Genomic DNA, 20,850 nt, shown 5'->3' on the forward strand with positions numbered 1-20,850 from the left:
ACCTCCGTCCGGCCGTGACCGGAGGAACCCCGTTTCGGTTTGGTCATCTGTCACAACTGCCACTTTATGGTGGGTCCTGGCATTCTCGGCCTGACGGCTCATCGGCCGGCAGGGGGGGGCCGAACCAAACCAACATCCCCGTTCGACGTACCCTGGGTGGATGGAGACCGGTCACAGCGCGACGGAGCGCGATTGGTACCGAGTCCTCGGAGTCGACCGTCAGGCGGGCGGGGACAGCATCCGCGTGGCCTATCGGGAGTTGGCGTGGCGTCTCCATCCCGATCGTCAGGAGACTCCCGGCGCTTCCGGGAGCCTCTCCGACGCCGAGCGCCGGGTGGCCGAGCGGCGCATGCGCGAGGTCAACGAGGCCTTCAGAGTGTTGGGTGAGCCCGCTCGTCGGCGCGCCTACGATCACGCCCGATTCGGGACCGACAGCTCGGAGCGCTCGGGCCGGGCTGCCTCCAGCAGCACCGCATCAGGTGGAACACGCCCGTCATCGGGCGGTCGAACCGGTGGTTCGGGTCGCCCGAGGGGTGCCGGCGGGCAGGTTCACACCGAACGTCAGCGCCGCGCGGCGGTCGAGGTGACCGAGGAACACGACGACGATTTGGTGGACGTCGCCGGCGACGGCGTGCACGGGCTTCTGTTCTCGCGGTTGGTGCCGGCTTTGGTGGCGGTGCTTCTGCTGGGGATCGTCGTGTTCAGCGCGTTTGCCGGCGGAGGCATCAAAGACCCATCAACAGATGACCCCGGGTGCGTGCTGGGCAACACGCTGGTCGACTGCGCCAAGCCCAACGACGGGCGCATCGTCGGCCTCGCCGACGCCGCCCATCGCTGCCCTGCCGGGTCGCGGCTGGTCAAGCTGGCCGCCGAGTACTGCGTCGAGTCGTAATCGCCCCTCGGACACGGTGGTTCCGACCTTGGCGTGGTACCCGGAGCACGGGTATGGTTTGCCGCTTCGGGGCCCATAGCTCAGCTGGTTAGAGCGCTGCCTTCACACGGCAGAGGTCAGAGGTTCGAGTCCTCTTGGGCCCACTCCACGTTGCGGCGGAGCATCGGTCTCTGGGGTCGAGCGGAGGCCGACGAGAAGTTCTCCCAGTCGCCATCGATGGCCCGGACGTCGTCGTAGTCCATGATCGACCAGTAGCGGCCCGCAGATTCGATCTCGTTGAAGTGAACGGGGCCGTCGGCCCGTAGCCGAACATAGTGGTCACTGTTCGCCGAGCTTCGGTCCGGGCACGGCCCCGGCAGCCCGTCGCTTCCGGGCAACCGTGCCCCGATTTAGTGAGTTCGCCCGAGAATTGGTGCGCGAGCACCCGTCCGCGTGGCATGGTTCTCAGTCGCTACATTTGGATAGGTGAGATAACCCATGGAACGGTTCTGGCGCTCAGCAGGGATACAGCTAGGCAGGTACTGGTGGGCGGTGTTCGGCGCCATGTTGGCCATCACGGTGTTGCTTGCGTTCGGGCTGACCCGGCTCGAGTTCGCAACCGGCCAGGACAGCTACCTCAACCAGGACTCCCAGATCGCCATCGACAACGTGCGCTATCAGGCGGACTTCGGTGGCGAGACCGCCATCGTGTTGTTCCAGGCCCAGGAGGGCCACGACATCACCGAGCTCTTTCAGGGTGCGAACCTCGAGGAGCTGAAGCGCCTGGAGGCCGAGCTGCGGGATATCCCCGAGGTCTACGCGGTGCTCGCGCCGCTGACCGCGGTGCAGTACTCCGAGGCGATTGTGACCGAAGGGGTCGGCACCAACGCTCTGCTTTCGGCCGCCGAACGGGACCCTGATCCCAAGGCCAAGGAAATCCGCCAGGCGGACATCTCAACCACGTTGGCACGGCTCAACTCGGTGCAAACCAAGGACATGTCCAATCCGGACTGGGTCAACTTCCTGTTGTTCGACAACACCGGTTTCGCCGTTGAGGGCGACGAGGTCGTTCCACCTGCGGCCGAGGACCGCAACGTACGGGGTTCACTGCAGTCGACGTTCCCGAACCTGCAGACCGCTGTTGGCGGTGTGGTCATCGAGGGCAACGCCAGCCTCGACACGCTGTCGAACGTCACCCAGGCGACCCTCGACATCGTCTCGGACGCCAACTTCGAGGGCTTCGACGTGATCACCACGGGCTCCCCGGTGTTCCTCAAGGACATCAACGACTACCTGCAAGGCGGCATGCTCACCCTCGGCGCCGCTGCGGTGGCGATCATGGCCGTGATCCTGCTGTTGATGTTTCGGGTGCGGTGGCGCCTGCTGCCCCTGCTGAGCGTGCTGGTCGGGGTGGTCTGGGCGTTCGCAATCCTGGGTCTGATCAACGTGAACCTGTCGCTGGTCACCATCTCGGGTCTCCCCATCCTGATCGGACTCGGGATCGACTTCGCCATCCAGATCCAGAACCGCGTCGAGGAGGAGGTGGTGTTGGACAAACCGACCCATCCCATCTCGGAGACGCTTGCGAACCTGGCGCCCGCCCTGATCGTCGCCACAGTCGCCGGGATGCTGGCGTTCCTGGCGTTGTTGATCTCCCAGGTGCCCATGATCCGCGACTTCGGCGTGATGCTGGCGGTCGGCGTGATGGTGCTGGTGGCGGTCGGCATCGTGTTGCCCACCGCCGTGTTGGGTATCAGGGAGTGGAAGCAGCGCACCGTTCAACGGGGCACCTCCATCCCCGAGCGGATCGTCGTGTGGCTCGGTGGGCTCCCCGCCAAGTCAGCTGTGCCGCTGTTGTTGGCGTCGGTGCTGTTGTTCATCGCAGGCGTGGCCTTCGAGGGCAGCATCCGGATCGAATCGGATCCCGTGCGTTGGATCAACCAGTCGAGCCAGACCGTCAAGGACGTCGACACCCTCGAGGAGGCCACCGGCTTCTCGTCCAACCTGGGGGTGCTGGTGAGCGCCAACAACGTGCTCGCCCAGCCTGTGGCCGATGTGGTGTTCGACTTCACCGAGGATGCCGAAGCGACCGACGACGTCGTGGCTTCTTCGAGCGTCGAGAACACGATCGCCAAGATCATCAACGTTCCAGGCGCTACTCCGTTGGCCCCACGTCCGAGGATCTGGTCGCCGCGACGGAGGTGATGCCCCCGATGTCGAGGCGCTGCTGCTCAAAGCCGACCGGGCCGCCACACAGGTCAACCTCCGCCTCGCTCCCGCCAGCCTCGAGGAGCGTGCTGTGGTGGTGGAACGCCTCGAAGCCGACCTGACCGAGCGCATCGCGGAGCTCGACCTGCCGGAGGACTCGGTCCTTCTCGCCGAGCTCGAGGACGGTGACCCCCCCATCAGGGCAACCCCCTCGGGCTTGGCCGTGGTCGGTGTCGGCCTGTTGCAGAACCTGTCCGCCAACCGCGCCATCCTCACCTATCTGGGCCTGGCACTGGTTGCGCTGTGGTTGCTGGTACGCCACCGCAGTCCGGCGCGAGCGCTGCTGACGATGATCCCCATCGGCCTCGCCGTCGGTGTGTCCACTGCGATCGTCGGGGCGGTCGGGCTCACCCTTTCACCGCTCACGACCGTGTCGGGTCCGCTGGTGATAGCGACCTGCACCGAGTTCTCGGTGCTGATCATGGCCCGATTCCTCGAAGAGCGACAGCGAGGTCTCCAACCGGCCGAAGCCTCGGAGCAAGCCGCCCGACGCACCGGGCGCGCGTTCTTCACCTCTGCGATGACCACCATCGGAGGTTTCGCCGTCTTGATCGGCTCCGCCCTGCCGCTGCTGCGCGACTTCGGAATCATCGTGACGCTCAACGTGGCCATCGCCCTGCTGGCTGCGCTGGTCGCCATGCCCCCGATCCTGCAATGGGCTGACGCCAAGGGCTACCTCGACACCGGCGAGTACGCCCCGGAAGCGGCGGTGGTGCTCGCCTCGAAACCGACGGGTGCGCGCTTGGCCGTGTGGATCGTCAGCGTCGTGATCGTCGCTGCAACGGCGGTGGGTTTGTTCCTCGCAGCCGACACGGCGAGCGGGGACACCACGGAGATCAACTACGTGCCCCAGGAACTGCCGGCCACGCCCGCTGCGGGACCGGAGGGTGAGCCACCTGGCTAAGTGACGATCGACGTCGCCGACCGCCCCGGCGATGTGACCGCCGGCCTGTGAGTCTTGTCATCAACGTTGCCGATCCGGACACCGCCTGCCCGCCAATAGGGGCAGCGTGCTCTCCTCTAGACTTTTCGATTGGCGAAGTTTTCTGTCGCCACCCTGGCAGCCGAGAATGAGGTCCAGTGAAACTCACGAACGAGACCACACATCAGTCCGCTGAGAGACCTGCGTCCGTCATGTTGAGACAGAGCTACAAGCGCAGGTTCAACGTGGCCGAGATGTACGACGCGCTCGTGTTCGTACCGCGAGCGGCGCTGTCGCTGATCAACAACCGCAAAAACTCCATCGTCGACATACACCTCGTAGAACGGCTGCAGCTTGCAGTGACCGAGGTCAACGGTTGTGCAGCCTGCTCCTACGCACACACGAAGATGGCCCTACGCGAAGGGATGAACGGCGAGGAAATTGCCTCCTTCCTGAGTGGGAGCACCGATTTCATACGACCGGACTGACGTTCCGCACTTCTCCGGGGCGTTGTAACCGCATTTGGGTGACCGGGTTGGGGTGGCGGTCAGGTGGTGTAGGTGGTGGTGGGGATGTCGAGGAGTTGAAGGATCTGGTGTTGTTGGGGGGTGAGGTCGGGCTGGAACGTTTGGATGGTGGTGCCGGTGTGGTCGGTGAGGTGGTGGCGTGCGACACCGGCGAAGATTTGGAGGATTCGTTGGGCTGATGGTGCGGTGCAGGGCCGGTGTTCGGGGTAGAGCGGGATGTCGGCCAGGTTGAGGTCGGCCATGTTGTTGCGGATATGTCGTTCGATGAGCGCGCCGGTGAGGAGCGCGAGGAACTGGCAGAGCAGCAGCGCTTCGATTCGGTGGACGTTTTGGAGGTAGACGGGGGCGACGGCTTGGTGGCCTTTGAGGAGGTGGTTTCGGCGTTCGAGGTTGGGTTGGTAGCGGTAGGCGGCGAGGACTTCGGCATCGGTGAGATGTTGGTCGTTGGTGATGAGCGGGAAACAGCCGTCGCTGGCGGCGTCGTGTGCGATGAGGGTTTCGTTGGTGTGGAAGACGAGCCGGTGGCGAGTCGACACGATCTTGCGGTAGTTGGTGTTGGGGCCTGGTCGGCCCCGCTTCTCCTGTTTGAGCTTGGTGGTGGTGTCTTCGGTGATGGTGTAGCCAACCCAGCGGGCGGCGCCCGTTGCCTTGAGTGCGGCGTCGGCTGCGGTCTGGACGGCGACCTTGGTTTTCATTCGGGTTTTTGGGGAGAGCAGTCGTTGGTTGAGGTCGTCGAGCGCTGTGATGCCTTTGGAGATCCGGTCGGTTCGCGAGTCGGCGTCCCGGTCGGTTTTGGTGGAGGACCGGACCCAGATGATCCGGTAGCCCTCGATCGAGGGTCCGGCCGGGTTGGTGGTGGTGTGCCAGGTCTCGGCGGGGTTGCCCTGTCGGCCGGCGGGCCGCCGGTGGGCTTCGGTCCAGGTGGTGACCGGGTGGGTGGCGATCCGGTCGCGGAACTGGTGGTCTTCTTTCCGGGTGCGGGGCAGGATCGTGACGAACCGGCCGCCGCGGCTCGCGATGTGGTCCATCGCCGGACGGTTCGCGAGTTTCGAGTCGGCCACATACAGAAAGTCGGTTCTGCCGACCAGTGCGGCGAGTCCGTCCCAGGTGGGGATGTGGGTGGGGTCGTCGCCGGTGTTGCCGTCGAGAACCCGGAACGCGACGGGGACGGCGCCGTCGGCTGACACGGTGAGCACACACAACAGCTGTTTCAAGTCTGGGCGGTGGTCCTTGTTGTGCCCGTACGTGATTGTCGGGGTTGCCTGGTCGCCACGGGTTTGGCCGGTCGCTTGGTGGTAGCCGCCGGAGAACGTGACGGTCGTCGAGTCGTTGTGCAACTGCTCCATGTTGATGTCGAACTCGCGGACCGCGGCCAACACCGTTCGGGTGATCAGGCTGGCCCGATCCGCGCCGAAGAGCCGGTCCAACATCCGGCCGGTCCGGTCGTCGTTCAACCCGTCCACATCCGCTGCGGTCATGCCGAACAGGGACGGGTCGAACCCGCCGCCCATTCGCCCAACGCGTAGATCGGCTGGTGGTCGATGGTCAGGTTCCGGACCAACAGCCCAATCACCACAGCAGGGTCCAACCGGAGTCGGGCGTCGTTCGCTGGGAGGTGGGCGTCGATGATCGCGTCGAGACTCATCCGGGCCAGGAAATGGTTGACGATCGGCAGGGCCCCCAACGTTTCGGTGCGAAGCGTGAACGGCCCCGACTCGCTTTGAACCATGTGCGGCCTCGATCCCTGAGGAGGGTCCTTGACGGCCCGTCCGTTGGCAGACAGTATACCTACTGTCTGCTCGTCAGAACGCGGATGCACACCGAGCCCGGAGACAGACGTGGCCACACGCCTCGAGCAGTATCAACACCAGTACGAACAGCTTCAAGCCGAACTCGCCGACGTCGGGTTCACCTGCCAGGGCAGCGTCCTGGAGCGCTACACATCATGCGGGAACCCAAACTGTCGCTGCCAAGCCGACCCACCCCAACGCCACGGCCCCTACTGGCAATGGACCCGCAAAGTCGCCAACAAGACCGTCACCGTACGGCTCACCCCCGACGAGGCCGCCCTCTACAAAGAATGGATCGCCAACAACCGCCGGCTCCGACGGATCATCGCCGACATGGACAAGACCTCAGCCAAAGCCCGCAAAATCCTGCTCAACCATGCCGCCAAGACCACCGGCTAGAACACCGTCAGCCCCGGCCCAACAAATGCCGACCTAACACCTCCGAGAAGTGCGGAACGTCAGACCGGAAGAAGCGAAGGCCATCATTTTCGCTCAGCACTTTGCGGATACGGGGGGCCATCCCAAGAGCTACGCCTACGACTCGCTGGTTGATGAATACGGCAGCGAGTCGGCTCAGGTCATGCTTTCGGCTGCTCAGGTCATGCTCGCCGGCAACGTGTATGGGATTCCGTTGAGCGCGTTCCAGTCCCGCCTCCGGAATATGCCTTTCCCGGACAGTTCCCTGCCGTACGAGCTGGGGATGCTCGCTGTTGGCCCCGCTATCTTGCCGATCGCATCGATCCACGGTGCGCTGAGAGGTCTGATCGGTCGGCCGAACGAACGATTCGACCGCGAACCCGAGACGATAAGTTGACCACGGGCCGGTGACCGCCTGGCACTCGATGATCACGCTCCGGTAAGCCACTCAGGTTTGGTGCCACGGATTTGAGCAGCGTGCACCACGGTGCCGCTTCGTCGGTGAAGCAGCCGCCCGCAGCAACGGTTTCGGCCGACCCAGCGTGAGCCGGTGCGGCTCCTTTTTCTCGGGGAGGGCCTCCCACCAAGGTTTTCGATTGGCGTGGCCAGGATTTGAACTTCGGCCTTCGGGTGATGAGCCCGACAGGCTTCCAAGAGATGGCCCCGGGACAGGACTGGCGCCGGCCGTCACACGGACCGGGATCCCGATCCGGGTGTGGTGCTGGCCCGGGAACACCAACGACCAGGCCCTGATCCGTCAGGTCAAAGACGACCTCGCCGACTGGAAACTCGGGCATGTCATCTGGGTTGCGGACCGCTGGTTCTCCTCGGCTGAGAACCGCCGGTACCTCCAACGAGGCGGCGGGAACTACATCATCGGCGAGAAGATCCGCGGGAACACCGAAGCCGCCACAGCATTGGCACGACCGGGCAGCTACCACCAGATCCGTCACAACATGCGGGTCAAGGAAGTCCGGATCGACGACGGCGCCGCACGGGACCGGTTCGTGACCTGTCACAACCCCGAACAAGCCGAACGCGACGCCACGATCCGCGGCCAGCTTGTTGAACGGCTCCAAACCGGGATCGACGACACCGACACCGCCACCCCCGACGAACGGACCGCCTTGGCGGCGAAGCTCCCGGGGGCTGTGCGCCGCTACCTCCGCACCACCAAGACCGGTCTCCTGCGTGTCGACTGTCGACAAGGCAGCCATCGCCGCCGAAGCCAAACTCGACGGGAAATATTTGCTCCGCACCGCCGATCCGTCGCTCACTGTCGAGGACATCGCGCTCGGCTACAAACAGCTCCTCGAAGTCGAACGAGGCTGGCGCGACATGAAATCCACCCTTGACCTCCGGCCCGTCTACCACCGGCTCGAGGATCGCATCCGGGCCCACGTCATCTTGTGCTGGCTTGCGCTCCTCCACATCCGGATCGTTGAAACCCGCACCAACGACACCTGGACCAACATCCGCAACGAGCTCGACCTGATGCACCTCGGCACGTTCACCGGACCCGCAGGCACCATCCAACGCCGGACCACAACCACCGCAGCCCAGCACAAGATCCTGGCCGCTGTCGGCCTCAAAGAGCCCGCCGCCTACACCAGCATCCAGCCTGCCACCCCCGCCTGAACCCGCCACCGAGGCACCAAAACGCCTAGTGACACGGCTCCCATCCCGACGGGAGCCGATTCTCCGCGCCCACACTGGGATCCAGGCACCTAGACCGCACAGTCAGCTGCGGAACCCAGGTTGGAGGCCAACGACTTTCGGGTCTTCGTGTGCTCCGGTGGCGGGCGCGACTTCATGCGCCTCTTCGCCGAGTCCGCATGGGGTATCCCCAGGGAACATGTCATCGGCACCGCTCCCAGATACACCTACACCGACGGGGGTCATCAAGCGTGGCGGTGAGCTCCTGGGAGGGCCCCGCCGCCAACGCGAGGGTGACCTGGACGTGGCTTCCGGCAGCGACGCCGGTCGCCTCGCGGATCGCGGCGCTGACGGGGACGAGGTGCTGCCCGCCCATCACCCCGACCGAGGTTTGGTAGGTGTACCCGTCGAGGGTGACGACGACCGCCGGCCGCTGTCCGGCATCGAGTTGATCAAGAACCTCGTTTGGAACGGGGATGCCGGTCTTGGTCGGTGATCCGGCGATGACGGCGTCAAACGCCACGCTGGGTGGGTCAGTGCTCATGAATCACCCCTCGGGCATCTGGCGATCAACCGGTCGGGCGTGGCGCCGTGTTTCCCGGGCCTAGCATCGTCGGGAAACGGCCGAAGGGGACGTGATGGACGGGGAGCAGCGACGGGCGGCAGCTGCGTTCGTGGGGCACGGCAGTCCGATGAACGCATTGGAACGCAACCGGTTCACGGATGGCTGGCGCGCCCTCGCTACCCACATCCCCGAGCCGTGGGCGGTTGTTGTCATCTCGGCCCACTGGTACACAAACGCCACGGCCGTCACCGCCATGGCCAGGCCTCGGACGATTCACGATTTTTACGGCTTCCCCGACGAGCTGTTCGCGTTCGACTATCCGGCCCCGGGTGCGCCGGGCGTTGCGGAGGAGGTCGCCGACGTGGTGAAGCCTCGATGGGTTGGTCTGGACAGGGACAGCTGGGGCCTCGACCACGGCACCTGGTCGGTGCTTGCCCACATGTTCCCGAGCGCCGACGTGCCGGTGGTGCAACTGTCCATCAACGCACTGGAGCCACTCGACTACCACGTCGATATTGGTCGCCGTCTGGCCGGACTGCGAGACAGCAACGTTCTCGTGCTCGGCAGCGGCAACGTCGTGCACAATCTGCCGAGCATCGCTTGGGACCAGCCCGACGGAGCCTTCGACTGGAACCGGCGCTTCGCTGACGCCGCTCGGGAGGTGCTGCACGACGCCCCCGGCGACGTGCTTCGCCTGGTCGAGCACCCGGACTTTGAGCGCGCCGTGCCAACACCCGACCACTTCATTCCGCTCCTCTACGTCGCAGCTCTTGCAGCCGAAGCCGGCGAGCCTGCGGTCAGACTCATCGATGGCTCCGCGTACGGGTCACTATCCATGGCCTGTTACGGCGTTGGCGTTTCCGGCCCGCTGGCCGGTGACACGGCGGCAGGTGGCGCGGCGATGCCGGATCCCACTGACGTACCCGCCGAGCAGACGAACCTCTGAGGGCGGCGGTTGGTCGCGCTGGTGACGTTGACCGAGGGTCGCGCTGGCCAGCGCGACCCTCGGTTCTGCCGGATCAGCTACTTGCCGGTGACGCGCTCCATCTGCTCGCCGCAGCAGATCTCGGAGTGCACCATCTCCGGTGGGCACGGGCAGGGCTTCTCGTAGACGAGCTGGGGCGTCGCACTTCTGGCAGGCATAGCGCTCTCCGGCTTCACGGGACATGGTGGCTCCTTGTTTGTCGAGCGGGCGTGCCGTGACTGTCGGCCCGGTGCCGCCGTCCAAGGATGCCCCGGCTGTTCAGCGGAGTCGATGGTTCATTTGGCCTGGATAAGTGATGAAATAACAATATTGCTCAAGGTGTAATGTTTTGACCGTGGAGCACCTCAACGTCATCGTCGTCGGGGCCGGCCTGTCGGGTATCGCCGCCGGGCATTACCTGAGCAACGACTGCCCGTGGGCGGACTACGCCATCCTGGAGGGCCGCGAGGCGATGGGTGGCACGTGGGACCTGTTTCGCTACCCGGGCCTGCGCTCGGACTCGGACATGTTCACCCTGGGCTACTCCTTCCGGCCGTGGGACGGCGCCAAGGCGATCGCCGACGGCGACTCGATCCTCCGCTACGTCCAAGAGACAGCGGCCGAGGAGGGCATCGACGGAAAGATTCGCTACGGGCACCGCATCGTCGCGGCCGAATGGTCGACCGAGGACGCCCGTTGGACCGTGCAGGTCGAGCGAACCGGGAGCGACGGGCCAACCACCCTCACGTGTGACTTTCTGTTCTCCTGCACCGGCTACTACCGCTATGACCACGGCTACACGCCCGACTTCCCCGGCCTGGACAGCTTTGGCGGCACGGTGGTGCACCCCCAGCACTGGCCCGACGACCTGGACGTCACGGGCAAGCGGGTGGTGGTGATCGGCAGCGGGGCCACCGCAATCACCCTGATCCCGTCGCTGGCGCGCGACGCCGAGCACGTCACCATGTTGCAGCGCACGCCCAGCTACGTCGCCTCGCTGCCGGCGATCAACCCGCTGGCCGACCGGGCGCGCCGTTGGCTGCCCGCCAAGGTGTCGGGCCCGGTGGTCCGCTGGGCGTTCGCCCTGGGCACGCTCGGCTCCTACAAGCTGTCCCGTTGGCGCCCGGCGGTGGTGAAGAAGGCGCTGCGCCGCGAGGCCGCCCGCCAGCTGCCCGAGGGCTACGACCTGGACACCCACTTCAACCCGCCGTACGACCCGTGGGACCAGCGGCTGTGCGTGGTGCCCGACGGCGACCTGTTTGCTGCGATCAGCGACGGCTCGGCCTCGGTGGTGACCGACCGCGTCGACACGTTCACCGAGTCCGGAATCCGGCTGAAGTCCGGCGACGAGCTGGAGGCCGACATCGTCGTGACCGCCACCGGCCTGGAGCTGCTGTTTGCCGGTGGCATGGAGCTGAGCGTGGACGGCGAGCCGCTCGACCTGCCCAGCAAGCTGACGTACAAGGGCATGATGCTTGAGGACGTGCCCAACCTGGCCCTGGCGATCGGATACACCAACGCCTCGTGGACGCTCAAGGCCGAGCTGACGTGTCAGTACGTGTGCCGCATCCTCAACCACCTGCGCGACACCGGGCTGCGCCAGGCCACGCCGCGCAACCGGGATGCCTCGATCACCGTCGCGCCGTTGCTGGGCCTCACCTCCGGCTACATCACCCGTGCGGCCGACCGGTTTCCCCAGCAGGGCAGCCGCTTCCCGTGGCAGGTGCACCAGAGCTACCTGCGCGACTACCGGGCGCTGCGGATGAGCGACGTGGTCGACGAGGCGATGGAGTTTTCCAACCGTCGGTCGCCGTCGCGGCCGCTCAGCGGTCGTTTGGACACAGCGCACACGGCGCCAGCGGGTCGTTCCGGCTCGGATAGTGTGCCCGTCGACGCACGAGATTGAGCGTGCCGTAACCCGAGACGCAACGAGATGACGTGACCAGCAACGAGCAGTCGGTTTCAGCATCTGAGGCCCTCGCCGACCGAAGTTCGGCCGACCCTGCTGAGCCTGAGGGGTACCCCAAGGCCCCGATGAGCCGCATGCTCGGCTTCGTCGCCGTCGTGCTCGTGTCGCTCATCGTGCTGATCGCGTCGCCATGGCGAGGCGGCTTTGGCTTCGCCTACATGGGGGTCGTGCCCGGAATTGCCGCAGTCATCGCGTCGACGCGGGTCGCTTTTCTCAGTGCCGTGATGACTGCGGGCGCCGTACTCGTCGGCGTAACCGTCAGCGGCTCGCTCCCGCTGTCGGTGCTGTGGATGACTTTGTTGGCAGTCGGCATCGTGTACGCCTCGCGCTACGGAGCTTCCAGCGTTGGGTGCATGATCACGGCGCAGGCGGCGATCGTGATCGTCTACGGCAGGGTCTATGCCGGCGCCCCCGAGCCGTTCAACCAGCCTCACACCTTCACCGGAGCACTGCCGGTGGCCGCCTTTGCCCTAGGTGGCGGCTTGGTCGTTGCGCTGGCGGGGCAGATCTTCCTGCGTCGCTTTCCCGGACGGTTGGGCGACGACCTCTCGGTGCAGGACTCGTGGTGGTACGGGGCTTCGGTGATTCCGCTGACCATCGTCGGCACGTGGGTGTGCCGCGCCTTCTTCCCGGGCACGCATTCGTGGTGGTTTCTGCTGACGGTCTATGTGGTGCTGTTGCCGGTCAGCGTGGCGGCAATCGAGCGCATGCGCGGCCGGGTGATCGGAACGGTTGCGGGCGCCGCCGTCGTTGCGGTCGTCACCTTCGTGGTCGCCGAGGCGGAACTGAGCGTCAACATCATCTACGGCCTGGCGCTCCTCGCAGCCGTTGGCACCATCGTCTTTGCCCATGGCTCCTACACCTTGGACGCCGCTTTCCTGACGGCGACCGTGCTCTTCGGCGGCTTTGGCTCGGCGAACAACCCGACGCTGCTGCACGGCGAGCGGGTGGGGCTCACCATCCTCGGCGCCGCCGCAGCGTTCGGGGCACTGCGATTCAACGATTGGCTGCGGGCGCGTGTCGATCAGCGACCGGAAGTCACGACATGACGATCGACCAACACGACGAGGATGCGCAGTGAAGCAGTTTGAGGGACGAGTAGCAGCGATCACCGGCGCCGGCTCGGGCATCGGGCGGGCGCTGGCAGAGAACCTGGCGGCCCAGGGCGCGCATCTGGCCCTCTCCGACGTGAATGAGGCCGGTTTGGCCGCCACGGTCGCCCGTTGTGAGGGGAAGGGCGTGAGGGTCACCTCCCAAAGGGTCGACGTGGCCGACCGCTTCGCTGTCGAGGCATGGGCCGACTCGGTCGTCGAGGATCACGACAAGGTCAACCTGATCGTCAACAACGCCGGCGTCGCCCTGGGTGCGACGGTCGAGTCGATGTCCTATGAAGACTTCGAGTGGCTGATGAGCATCAACTTTTGGGGGGTCGTCTACGGCACCAAGGCATTCCTGCCCCATCTGAAGGCGTCGGGAGAGGGCCACGTGGTCAACGTGTCCAGCGTGTTTGGGCTGGTGTCGATCCCGACGCAGTCCGCCTACAACGCCGCCAAGTTTGCGGTGCGGGGCTTCACCGACGCACTGCGCATCGAGCTTGAGATCGACCCCTGCGGGGTGTCGGCCACCACGGTGCATCCCGGCGGCATCGCCACCAACATCGCCAAGGATGCCCGCATGGACGAGAGCGTCGGTGATGTGGCCGGCTCGGCCGAGGAAGCCAAGTTGGAGTTCGACAAGTTTCTGCGCACCGACCCCGACAAGGCGGCCCGCCAGATCCTCAAGGCGGTGCAGCGAAACCGGCGACGGGCGCTGATCGGCCCCGACGCCGTCGTGTTCGACGGAGTATCCCGCCTGCCCGCCGGCATCTATCAGCGCGTGCTTGCCGGTGGAGCCCGCCGCCAGCGGGGCTGAGCCCGGAGCGCCCAACGAACCACCCTCCGGCGCCGCCCTTGGCACCGCTCCCGCGCTTACCGGAAAATCAACCCTGCGACTACCATTGGATGGTTCGTGCCCCGCCTCGCCCCCTTTGCTCCTGACGCTCCGCCGGACGACACCCCCGGGAACGACGACGCCTTCAGTGCTCCCGAACCCACCGGCGAGGTGTCCGACGCCTACCCCGAAAACGGGCTGACCGACGACGAAGTGGCCGAGCGGGTTGCCGACGGGCGGGTCAATCGTCGGCCCGGCGTGCAGGGAATGCGTACGAGCCGGATCGTCCTCACCAACGTGTTGAGCCCGGTCAACGGCATCATGCTGGCACTGTTCGTCCTGATCGGGATCTCGGGATTCTGGAAGGACGCCCTCTTCGTCGGGGTGGTCGTGACCAACACGGTGGTGGGCATCACCCAGGAACTGCGGGCCCGGCGTGAGCTCGACCAGCTCAAAGTGCTGACCGAGCCGGCGGCCACGGTCGTACGAGGCGGCCACACCTCGGAGGTGCAGGCCGACGACCTGGTCGAGGATGACCTCGTCGAGGTGAGTGCCGGGTTTCAGGTGGTGGCCGACGGCGAGGTGACCGACGCCGTCGGGCTGAGCGTCGACGAGTCGCTCTTGACCGGCGAATCCAAGGCGGTGGCCAAGGAGGTCGGCGATTCCATCCTGTCCGGCAGCTTCATCGTGGCGGGTCGGGGGCGTTTCCGGGCGACCGGGGTTGGCGCACACAGCTATGCGGGTTCGCTGACCACCGAGGCCCGACGATTCTCGATGGCCGGCTCCTGGCTGCAGGGCGAGATCAACCGCATCATCCACTGGCTGCTGTTCATCGTGCCGCCTGCGGCATTGGGGATGTGGCTGACGCGACGAGGCAGCGGGGACACCTGGCAAGAGGCGCTGCAAGGAACGGTGGCGGCCGCGGTGTCGATGGTGCCCGACGGCCTGGTGCTGCTGACCAGCGTGGCCTTTGTGGCCGGCGTGGTCACGCTGTCGCGCCACAAGGCGCTGGCCAAGCAACTGGCCACGGTGGAAAGCCTGGCCCGGGTGGACGTGTTGTGCATGGACAAGACCGGCACGATCACCACCGGCGAGCTGGAGTTTGTCGAGGCGGTCCCGCTCGACGACATCGAGGTGGACGAGGTGAAGCAGGTGCTGGCGGCGATCGCTGCTGCGGACCCGTCGCCCAACGCGACCAGTACGGCGATCGCCGAGGGTACCGGCACCCCGCCGGATTGGACGGTGGCTGCAGTGGAAGCCTTCCAGAGCCAATACAAGTGGGCGGGCGTCACCTTCGCCGGTCGGGGGATGTTCATCCTGGGAGCACCCGACGTGATGGTCGACGCCGACGACCCGGTGCTGGAGCGGGTGGGTGCCCTCAGCACGGGCGGGTCGCGGGTGTTGTTGCTGTCGAGGGCAGCGGAGAGCTCGTCGTTCCATCCGTTGCCCGACGATCTGACCCCGGTGGCCATCGTGGAGCTGTCCGACGAGGTGCGCGACGACGCCGCCGGCGTGATCGAGTTCTTCGCCCGCCAGGGCGTCGACCTCAAGGTGATCTCCGGCGACAACATCGGCACGGTTTCAGCGGTGGCCGAGCGCGCCAACATCACACAGATCGGCGAGCCGATCGACGCCCGTCGGCTGCCGTTGGACAGCGAACCCAGCGACGAGATGGCCGATGCGATGGAGTCGACCACCGTGTTCGGGCGGGTGACCCCCCACCAGAAGGAGGCGATGGTCTCCTCGCTTCAGGCCAGGGGTCACGTGGTGGCGATGACCGGTGACGGCGTCAACGACGTCATGGCGCTCAAGCAGGCCGATCTGGGCATCGCGATGGGGGAGGGCAGTGCCGCCGCCCGGTCGATCGCCGACCTGGTGCTGACCGACAACGCCTTCGCCACGCTGCCGGTCGTCGTCGACGAGGGCCGCAAGGTGATCAACAACGTCGAGCGGGTGTCCAACCTGTTCCTCACCAAGTCGGCGTATGCCATCGTGCTCACCGTTGCTGTCGCCGTGGCCAGCATGCCCTTTCCGCTGTTGCCCCGTCAGCTCACCCTGATCGGCACGTTCAGTATCGGGCTGCCCGGGTTCTTCCTGGCCCTCTCTCCCGAGGTCGATCGGCTGCGCCCCGGGTTTCTGCGCAGGGTGTTGTCCTTCGCCCTGCCCGCCGGGGTGATCGCCGCAGCGATGGCGATGGTGGCGTTCGTCTATACCCGCAACCAATTTGGCCTGCCGGAGGCCCGCACGATGACGACGCTGACGCTGCTGGCGATCGGGCTGGTGGTGCTGCTGGCCAGCAGCCGGCCCCTCCATCCCTGGAAGATCGGCCTCGCCGTCGGGATGGCGGTGTCATATGCGCTGATCTGCGGACTTTGGGTCACCCGGGACTACTTCGAGCTGAGCTACGTGGCCGATGCCGGGGTGTGGGGCGTCGGCGTGGGCGCATCCCTGCTTGGCGGAGTGCTGATCGTGGCGTTGACCGCGCTGCTCGACCGCACCGAGCGCACGGGTGCCTGAGCACACGAGCGAACGGTTGCCTGGGCCGGGCCGCTGAGGCGGCCCAGGCCAGGGTGCGACATCAGGCGGTCGGCTCAGCCGGCCAGGGGGAGCGCCCGGCGGACGATGGCGCCGGCGTCGGCGGCGGGGGAGAGCGTGCCAAACGCAATGCCACCGCCCGAGCCCAACCGGCTTTGGATAAACGCCTCGGCCACCTCGGACGGCGCATGGCGGACCAACAGGGACGCCTGCAACAGGAGGGCCAGGCGCTCGACGACCGATCGGGCCGATCGCTCCAGCTCGTCGGGCTGGTCCAACAGCGCCTGCACCTCGCCGAGCGCGGCGGCCATGGTGGGTGAGGCCTCGGCGGTCACCCGCAGCTCGGACATGAAGGCGGCGGTCGACTCGGGGGAGCGGGCCATCGCCCGCAGCACATCGAGGCAGATGACGTTGCCCGAACCCTCCCACACGCCGTTCAGTGGGCTCTGGCGAAACAGGCGCGGCATCGGCGATTCCTCAACAAAGCCGTTGCCGCCGAAGCATTCGAGGGCCTCGGCGGCGTGCATCGGGGCCCGTTTGCAGATCCAGTATTTGAGGATCGGCGTGGCCAGCCGGGTGAGCAGTCGAGCCGTGTCGTCGTTGCGGTCTGAGTCCCTACCGCCAGCGGTGGCGTCGAACAGGCCGGCCAGCCACATCGCCGACGTGGTGGCCGCCTCGGACTCGAGGGCCAGGTCGGCCAGCACCGCCGTCATCAGCGGTTGATCGACCAAGGTGCGGCCGAAGGCGCTGCGGTGACGGGCGTGCCAGATGGCCTGGGCGGTTCCCTGGCGCATGATCGCCGTCGCCCCCAGCACACAGTCGAGGCGGGTGTGGTTGACCATTTCGATGATCGTGGCCACGCCGCGACCCTCGTCGCCCACGCGACGCACCCAGGCTTCGTCGAACTCGACCTCGCTCGAGGCGTTCGACCGGTCGCCCAGCTTGTCCTTGAGGCGCTGGATGGCCATGGCGTTGCGCGTGCCGTCGGGCCGCCAGCGTGGGAGGAAAAAGCACGTGAGCCCAGCCTCGGTCTGGGCGAGGGTGAGGAACCCGTCGCTCATCGGCGCCGAACAGAACCACTTGTGGCCGGTGATCAGGTATTCGTCACCGGAGAGATGGCGGGCGGTGGTCGTGTTGGCCCGAACGTCGCTGCCGCCCTGCTTCTCGGTCATCGCCATGCCACAGGTCAGCCCCGACTTCTGTTCCGCCGAGATGAACCGACGGTCGTAACTGGCGGCGGTCAGGCCGGACTCCCACTCGGCGAACAGCTCGGGATTGTTCCGCATCGCCGGGACGACCGAATACGTCATCGAGGTGGGACACATGTGGCCACCGTCGGTCTGGTACCAGACGATCACCTTGGCGCACCGGGCGACGTGGGCGCCCGTGCGGTCCTCTGCCCAAGGGGCTGCGCCCAACCCCTCGCCGATCGCCACGGTCATCAGCTCGTGATAGCTGGGATGGAAGCGCACCTCGTCGATGCGTTGGCCGTAGCGGTCGTGGGTCAACAGCTCTGGGGGGTTGGCGTTGGCCGCCCGTCCCCACTCCTGGGCGTCCTCGCTGCCGGCGAGCCTTCCGATGCGCTCGAGGTCGGGTCCCGCCCAGCCCGCCCCCTCGCGCTGCAGCGCCTCGGTCAGTGCCGGGTCGGCGCCGAAGACGTCGTAGTCGACCAACGGCCGGCTCTGGTTCGTCACATCATGTGTGGCCATGACAGCAGTATGACGGTGCCAGGGCGGAGCGTGCAGGGGTGGACCGCTGGCGGTCCGGCCACCGAAGTTGTAGCAAGGAGTTCATGGACGACGTCAACCAATCGACCGCAGGCGTCGAGCCGGAGCCCGAATCGGAGCCGAATTTGGAGCTGGAGCCGGAGGCGGTCCCCACGGACGACGATGCACCCGCGTTGCGCCCCAAGGAGGTGCGCGCCCGTACCTCTCGACGTCGGCTGCAGGTCGTCAATGCGGCGGCGAGGCGGCTGGCCACGGCTCGATACGCAACCGACCCGCTCGAGATCCGGCGCACGGTCGACCGGCTGGCTCGTCTGCAGCCGCGGGTGCGTGGCGTGACGATCCGCCGCGGTTCGGTAGGGCCCGGCCGGGCACCGTGCTGTACCTGCACGGTGGCGGATACATCGCCGGTGGCCCACACACCCACCGCATGTTGGTCGGTGCGCTGGTGGTGCGCACCGGCTTTCGGGCGTTCGTCCCCGACTATCGCCTCGCCCCCGAGCACCGCCATCCGGCGGCGTTGGACGACGCACGCGTTGTCTATGACCAGCTGGCGACCCAGACGCATAACACCGGCCGTTCGTTCGCCGTGGCGGGCGACAGCGCCGGTGGGGGCCTGGCCACCGCGCTGGTGGTCGATCGCAGGGACGCGGACGTCCGACTCCCGGACCGCCTGGCCTTGATCTCGCCCTGGGTGGACCTGAGCGGGCCCAGCCCGGAGACGATCGAGGCGCGAGCCGGCCTCGACGTGGTGATGCGGGCCGAGCAGATCCAATTGTCGGGGCTGGCCTATGCCGAAGATCGCATCGCCGATCCCAGCGCGTCGCCGCTGTGGGCCGATCTGCGCGGCCTCCCGCCGACCCTGATCCAGGTGGGCACGAGCGAGTTGATCGGCGTGGAAGGCGAGCTGCTCGCCCAACGGATGGCCATCGCCGGGGTACCGGTGGCGCTCGAGGTGTGGGAGAAGATGCCCCACGTGTTTCAGGCGGTCCCGGTGCTGAAGGAGCGACGCTTCGCGCTCGACCGCTTGGCGGCGTTCATCTCGGAGGATCGGGACTGACCTGGCCCGAGGTCAGCGTCGGTGTCGGCGCGCTCTGATGGTCGATCAGCGGTGAGCGGCAACTACGATCCCGACCATGGGAATCGGCTCAACTGGTTACAACATCCTCAACATTCTGCACATCCTGACGGCGGTGGTGGCCTTCGGGCCGCTGTTCATGTACCAGTCGCTGCAGCGGGCGGGCGCCACGGCGCAGATCGCCAAGCTGCACCTGTACATGGTGATCCCGTCGATGGTGCTGCTGTGGGTCTTCGGCATGGGCATGGTCGGCATGTCAGACGAAGCGATCCAGATGTCCGACGTGTGGATCTCCGGTGGCCTTGGCGTATGGCTGGTGGCGCTGGTGGTCAGCGTGGTTCTCGTCCGTCCGGCGCTGACCGAAACCGGTGACTCCGCCAAATCCAAGCTGGCCGCCGGCACGGGTGTCTGTCACCTGATGCTGGTGATCGCCCTGTACTTCATGGTGTTCAAGCCATGATCACCTTCACCGAGGAGCACGAGCTGTTCCGATCGACGGTCCGCTCATTTGTCGAGACCGAGATCAACCCCCACGTCGAAACATGGGAGGCCGAAGGCACCTTTCCGGCCCAGGAGCTGTTCACCAAGATGGGCGCCCTCGGGCTGCTGGGCTTGGAATACGACGAGGCTGATGGCGGCGGCGGGGCCGACCACCTGTACACGCTGCTCCTGTTCGAGGAGCTGGGGCGCTCCGAGTCGATGGGCATCCCGATGGCGATCGGCGTGCAGACCGACATGGCCACCCCGGCGCTGGCGGCGTTCGGTTCCGCCGAGCTGAAGCAGCAGTACCTGGCGCCGGCCATCACCGGCGAGGCGGTTGCGGCGATTGCGGTCACCGAACCCGACGCCGGCTCCGACGTGGCCGCACTGACCACCCGCGCGGCGCGCGACGGCGACGACTGGATCATCTCCGGCGCCAAGCTGTACATCACCAACGGCACCCAGGCCGACTGGCTGTGCGCGCTGGTGCGCACCTCCGACGAGGGCGGCTCCCGCGGGGTCAGCCAGATCATCATCCCCACCGATGCGGCCGGGTTCTCGGTGAGCCGCAAGCTGGACAAGCTGGGCATGCGGGGATCGGACACCGCCGAGCTGGTCTTCGACGAGGTGCGGGTGCCGGTCGCCAACACGATCGGCGAGATCGGCCGGGGCTTCCCCCAGCAGATGCAGCAGTTTCAGAACGAGCGCCTGGTCGCCTCCTACCAGGCGGTCGGGGCGATGGAGCATGCGCTGGTACGCACCCGCGACTACCTGATGGAGCGCAACGCGTTTGGCGCCCCGCTGGCGGCCAACCAGTACCTGCAGTTCACGCTGGCCGAGCTGACCGCCGAGATGGAGATGGTGCGGTCGCTCAACTACCGGGCGGCAGCGGCGATGATCGCCGGCGAGGACGTCACTCGGCTGGCGACGATCGCCAAGCTGACCTCCGCCCGATCGCTGCGGCGGGTTGCCGACTGGTGCCTGCAGTTCCACGGCGGCATCGGCTTCATGGAGGAGACCTGGACCGCCCGGTTCTTCCGGGACGCCCGGCTGTGGTCGATCGGCGGGGGAGCCGACGAGGTCATGCTGCGGCAGTTGGCCCGCATGGATGGCTACGCACCGCCTCGCTCCTGAATCGCCACCGGTGGTCACGGT

17 protein-coding genes, 1 tRNA gene and 2 pseudogenes are annotated in these 20,850 nt (G+C 66.6%); 16 read left to right on the top strand and 4 right to left on the bottom strand.

Going from position 1 to position 20,850, the window contains the following annotated elements; translation table 11 throughout:
• The first annotated feature begins 160 nt into the window (after positions 1-160).
• From IPN02_19495 to IPN02_19515, 5 genes are all read left to right on the top strand, one after another.
• Positions 161-892, top strand: a complete 732-nt coding sequence (locus IPN02_19495) for a DnaJ domain-containing protein (protein ID MBK9298967.1) — start codon at positions 161-163, stop codon at positions 890-892.
• Between the two features lie 69 nt (positions 893-961).
• Positions 962-1,035: transfer RNA gene (locus IPN02_19500), tRNA-Val, on the top strand.
• Between the two features lie 334 nt (positions 1,036-1,369).
• The gene (locus IPN02_19505) at positions 1,370-3,076 is read left to right on the top strand and encodes an MMPL family transporter (GenBank protein ID MBK9298968.1); all 1,707 of its coding nucleotides are present in this window, start codon (positions 1,370-1,372) and stop codon (positions 3,074-3,076) included.
• A 100-nt stretch (positions 3,077-3,176) separates the two neighbouring features.
• On the top strand, positions 3,177-4,043 hold the full coding sequence (locus IPN02_19510) for an MMPL family transporter (GenBank protein MBK9298969.1): 867 nt from the start codon (positions 3,177-3,179) through the stop codon (positions 4,041-4,043).
• A gap of 272 nt (positions 4,044-4,315) precedes the next feature.
• Positions 4,316-4,549: a carboxymuconolactone decarboxylase family protein gene (locus tag IPN02_19515; GenBank protein ID MBK9298970.1), complete on the top strand. Its 234-nt coding sequence runs from the start codon at positions 4,316-4,318 to the stop codon at positions 4,547-4,549.
• Positions 4,550-4,608: 59 nt separating this feature from the next.
• Here the strand turns inward: IPN02_19515 and IPN02_19520 are convergent, their stop codons facing one another.
• Entirely contained in the window at positions 4,609-6,066 is a 1,458-nt protein-coding gene (locus IPN02_19520) for an IS1634 family transposase (GenBank protein MBK9298971.1), read from the bottom strand.
• A complete protein-coding gene (locus IPN02_19525; protein ID MBK9298972.1) occupies positions 6,063-6,317 on the bottom strand; it encodes a DUF4277 domain-containing protein in 255 nt (84 codons plus the stop codon). The genes IPN02_19520 and IPN02_19525 overlap by 4 nt, the downstream gene beginning before the upstream one ends.
• 109 nt (positions 6,318-6,426) lie before the next feature.
• On the opposite strand from IPN02_19525, the gene IPN02_19530 reads away from it, so the two are divergent.
• The 3 genes and pseudogenes from IPN02_19530 (at position 6,427) to IPN02_19540 (ending at position 8,433) form a co-directional block, all read left to right on the top strand.
• On the top strand, positions 6,427-6,777 hold the full coding sequence (locus IPN02_19530) for a hypothetical protein (protein MBK9298973.1): 351 nt from the start codon (positions 6,427-6,429) through the stop codon (positions 6,775-6,777).
• A gap of 49 nt (positions 6,778-6,826) precedes the next feature.
• Positions 6,827-7,192, top strand: coding sequence for a hypothetical protein (locus IPN02_19535; protein ID MBK9298974.1), 366 nt, complete (start codon positions 6,827-6,829; stop codon positions 7,190-7,192).
• Between the two features lie 286 nt (positions 7,193-7,478).
• Positions 7,479-8,433 (top strand): annotated as a pseudogene (locus IPN02_19540) (transposase).
• Positions 8,434-8,722: 289 nt separating this feature from the next.
• Here IPN02_19540 and IPN02_19545 read toward each other — a convergent pair.
• Positions 8,723-8,995 (bottom strand): annotated as a pseudogene (locus IPN02_19545) (DUF1905 domain-containing protein).
• Between the two features lie 94 nt (positions 8,996-9,089).
• On the opposite strand from IPN02_19545, the gene ygiD reads away from it, so the two are divergent.
• The 5 genes from ygiD to IPN02_19570 all read left to right on the top strand — a co-directional run bounded on the left by ygiD (position 9,090) and on the right by IPN02_19570 (position 16,395).
• Positions 9,090-9,962 (top strand): 4,5-DOPA dioxygenase extradiol, encoded by an 873-nt coding sequence (gene ygiD / locus IPN02_19550; protein ID MBK9298975.1) that lies wholly within the window; start codon positions 9,090-9,092, stop codon positions 9,960-9,962.
• A gap of 367 nt (positions 9,963-10,329) precedes the next feature.
• Positions 10,330-11,886 (top strand): NAD(P)/FAD-dependent oxidoreductase, encoded by a 1,557-nt coding sequence (locus IPN02_19555; protein ID MBK9298976.1) that lies wholly within the window; start codon positions 10,330-10,332, stop codon positions 11,884-11,886.
• Positions 11,887-11,918: 32 nt separating this feature from the next.
• Positions 11,919-12,998: an FUSC family protein gene (locus IPN02_19560; GenBank protein ID MBK9298977.1), complete on the top strand. Its 1,080-nt coding sequence runs from the start codon at positions 11,919-11,921 to the stop codon at positions 12,996-12,998.
• 28 nt (positions 12,999-13,026) lie between these two features.
• Positions 13,027-13,860, top strand: a complete 834-nt coding sequence (locus IPN02_19565; GenBank protein ID MBK9298978.1) for an SDR family NAD(P)-dependent oxidoreductase — start codon at positions 13,027-13,029, stop codon at positions 13,858-13,860.
• A gap of 96 nt (positions 13,861-13,956) precedes the next feature.
• Positions 13,957-16,395 carry an HAD-IC family P-type ATPase gene (locus IPN02_19570; protein MBK9298979.1) on the top strand — a complete coding sequence of 813 codons (2,439 nt, stop codon included), beginning with the start codon at positions 13,957-13,959 and terminating at the stop codon, positions 16,393-16,395.
• 74 nt (positions 16,396-16,469) lie between these two features.
• Here IPN02_19570 and IPN02_19575 read toward each other — a convergent pair whose 3' ends face one another.
• Entirely contained in the window at positions 16,470-18,122 is a 1,653-nt protein-coding gene (locus IPN02_19575) for an acyl-CoA dehydrogenase family protein (GenBank protein MBK9298980.1), read from the bottom strand.
• Between the two features lie 391 nt (positions 18,123-18,513).
• Here IPN02_19575 and IPN02_19580 point away from each other — a divergent pair, with 391 nt between their 5' ends.
• The 3 genes from IPN02_19580 to IPN02_19590 all read left to right on the top strand — a co-directional run bounded on the left by IPN02_19580 (position 18,514) and on the right by IPN02_19590 (position 20,829).
• Positions 18,514-19,197, top strand: coding sequence for an alpha/beta hydrolase (locus IPN02_19580; GenBank protein MBK9298981.1), 684 nt, complete (start codon positions 18,514-18,516; stop codon positions 19,195-19,197).
• Between the two features lie 76 nt (positions 19,198-19,273).
• Positions 19,274-19,675, top strand: a complete 402-nt coding sequence (locus IPN02_19585; GenBank protein MBK9298982.1) for a hypothetical protein — start codon at positions 19,274-19,276, stop codon at positions 19,673-19,675.
• Positions 19,675-20,829 (top strand): acyl-CoA dehydrogenase family protein, encoded by a 1,155-nt coding sequence (locus IPN02_19590; protein MBK9298983.1) that lies wholly within the window; start codon positions 19,675-19,677, stop codon positions 20,827-20,829. The genes IPN02_19585 and IPN02_19590 overlap by 1 nt, the downstream gene beginning before the upstream one ends.
• The last annotated feature ends 21 nt before the right edge of the window (positions 20,830-20,850 follow it).

Source organism: Candidatus Microthrix subdominans (assembly GCA_016719385.1).
Classification (GTDB): Bacteria; Actinomycetota; Acidimicrobiia; order Acidimicrobiales; family Microtrichaceae; genus Microthrix; species Microthrix subdominans.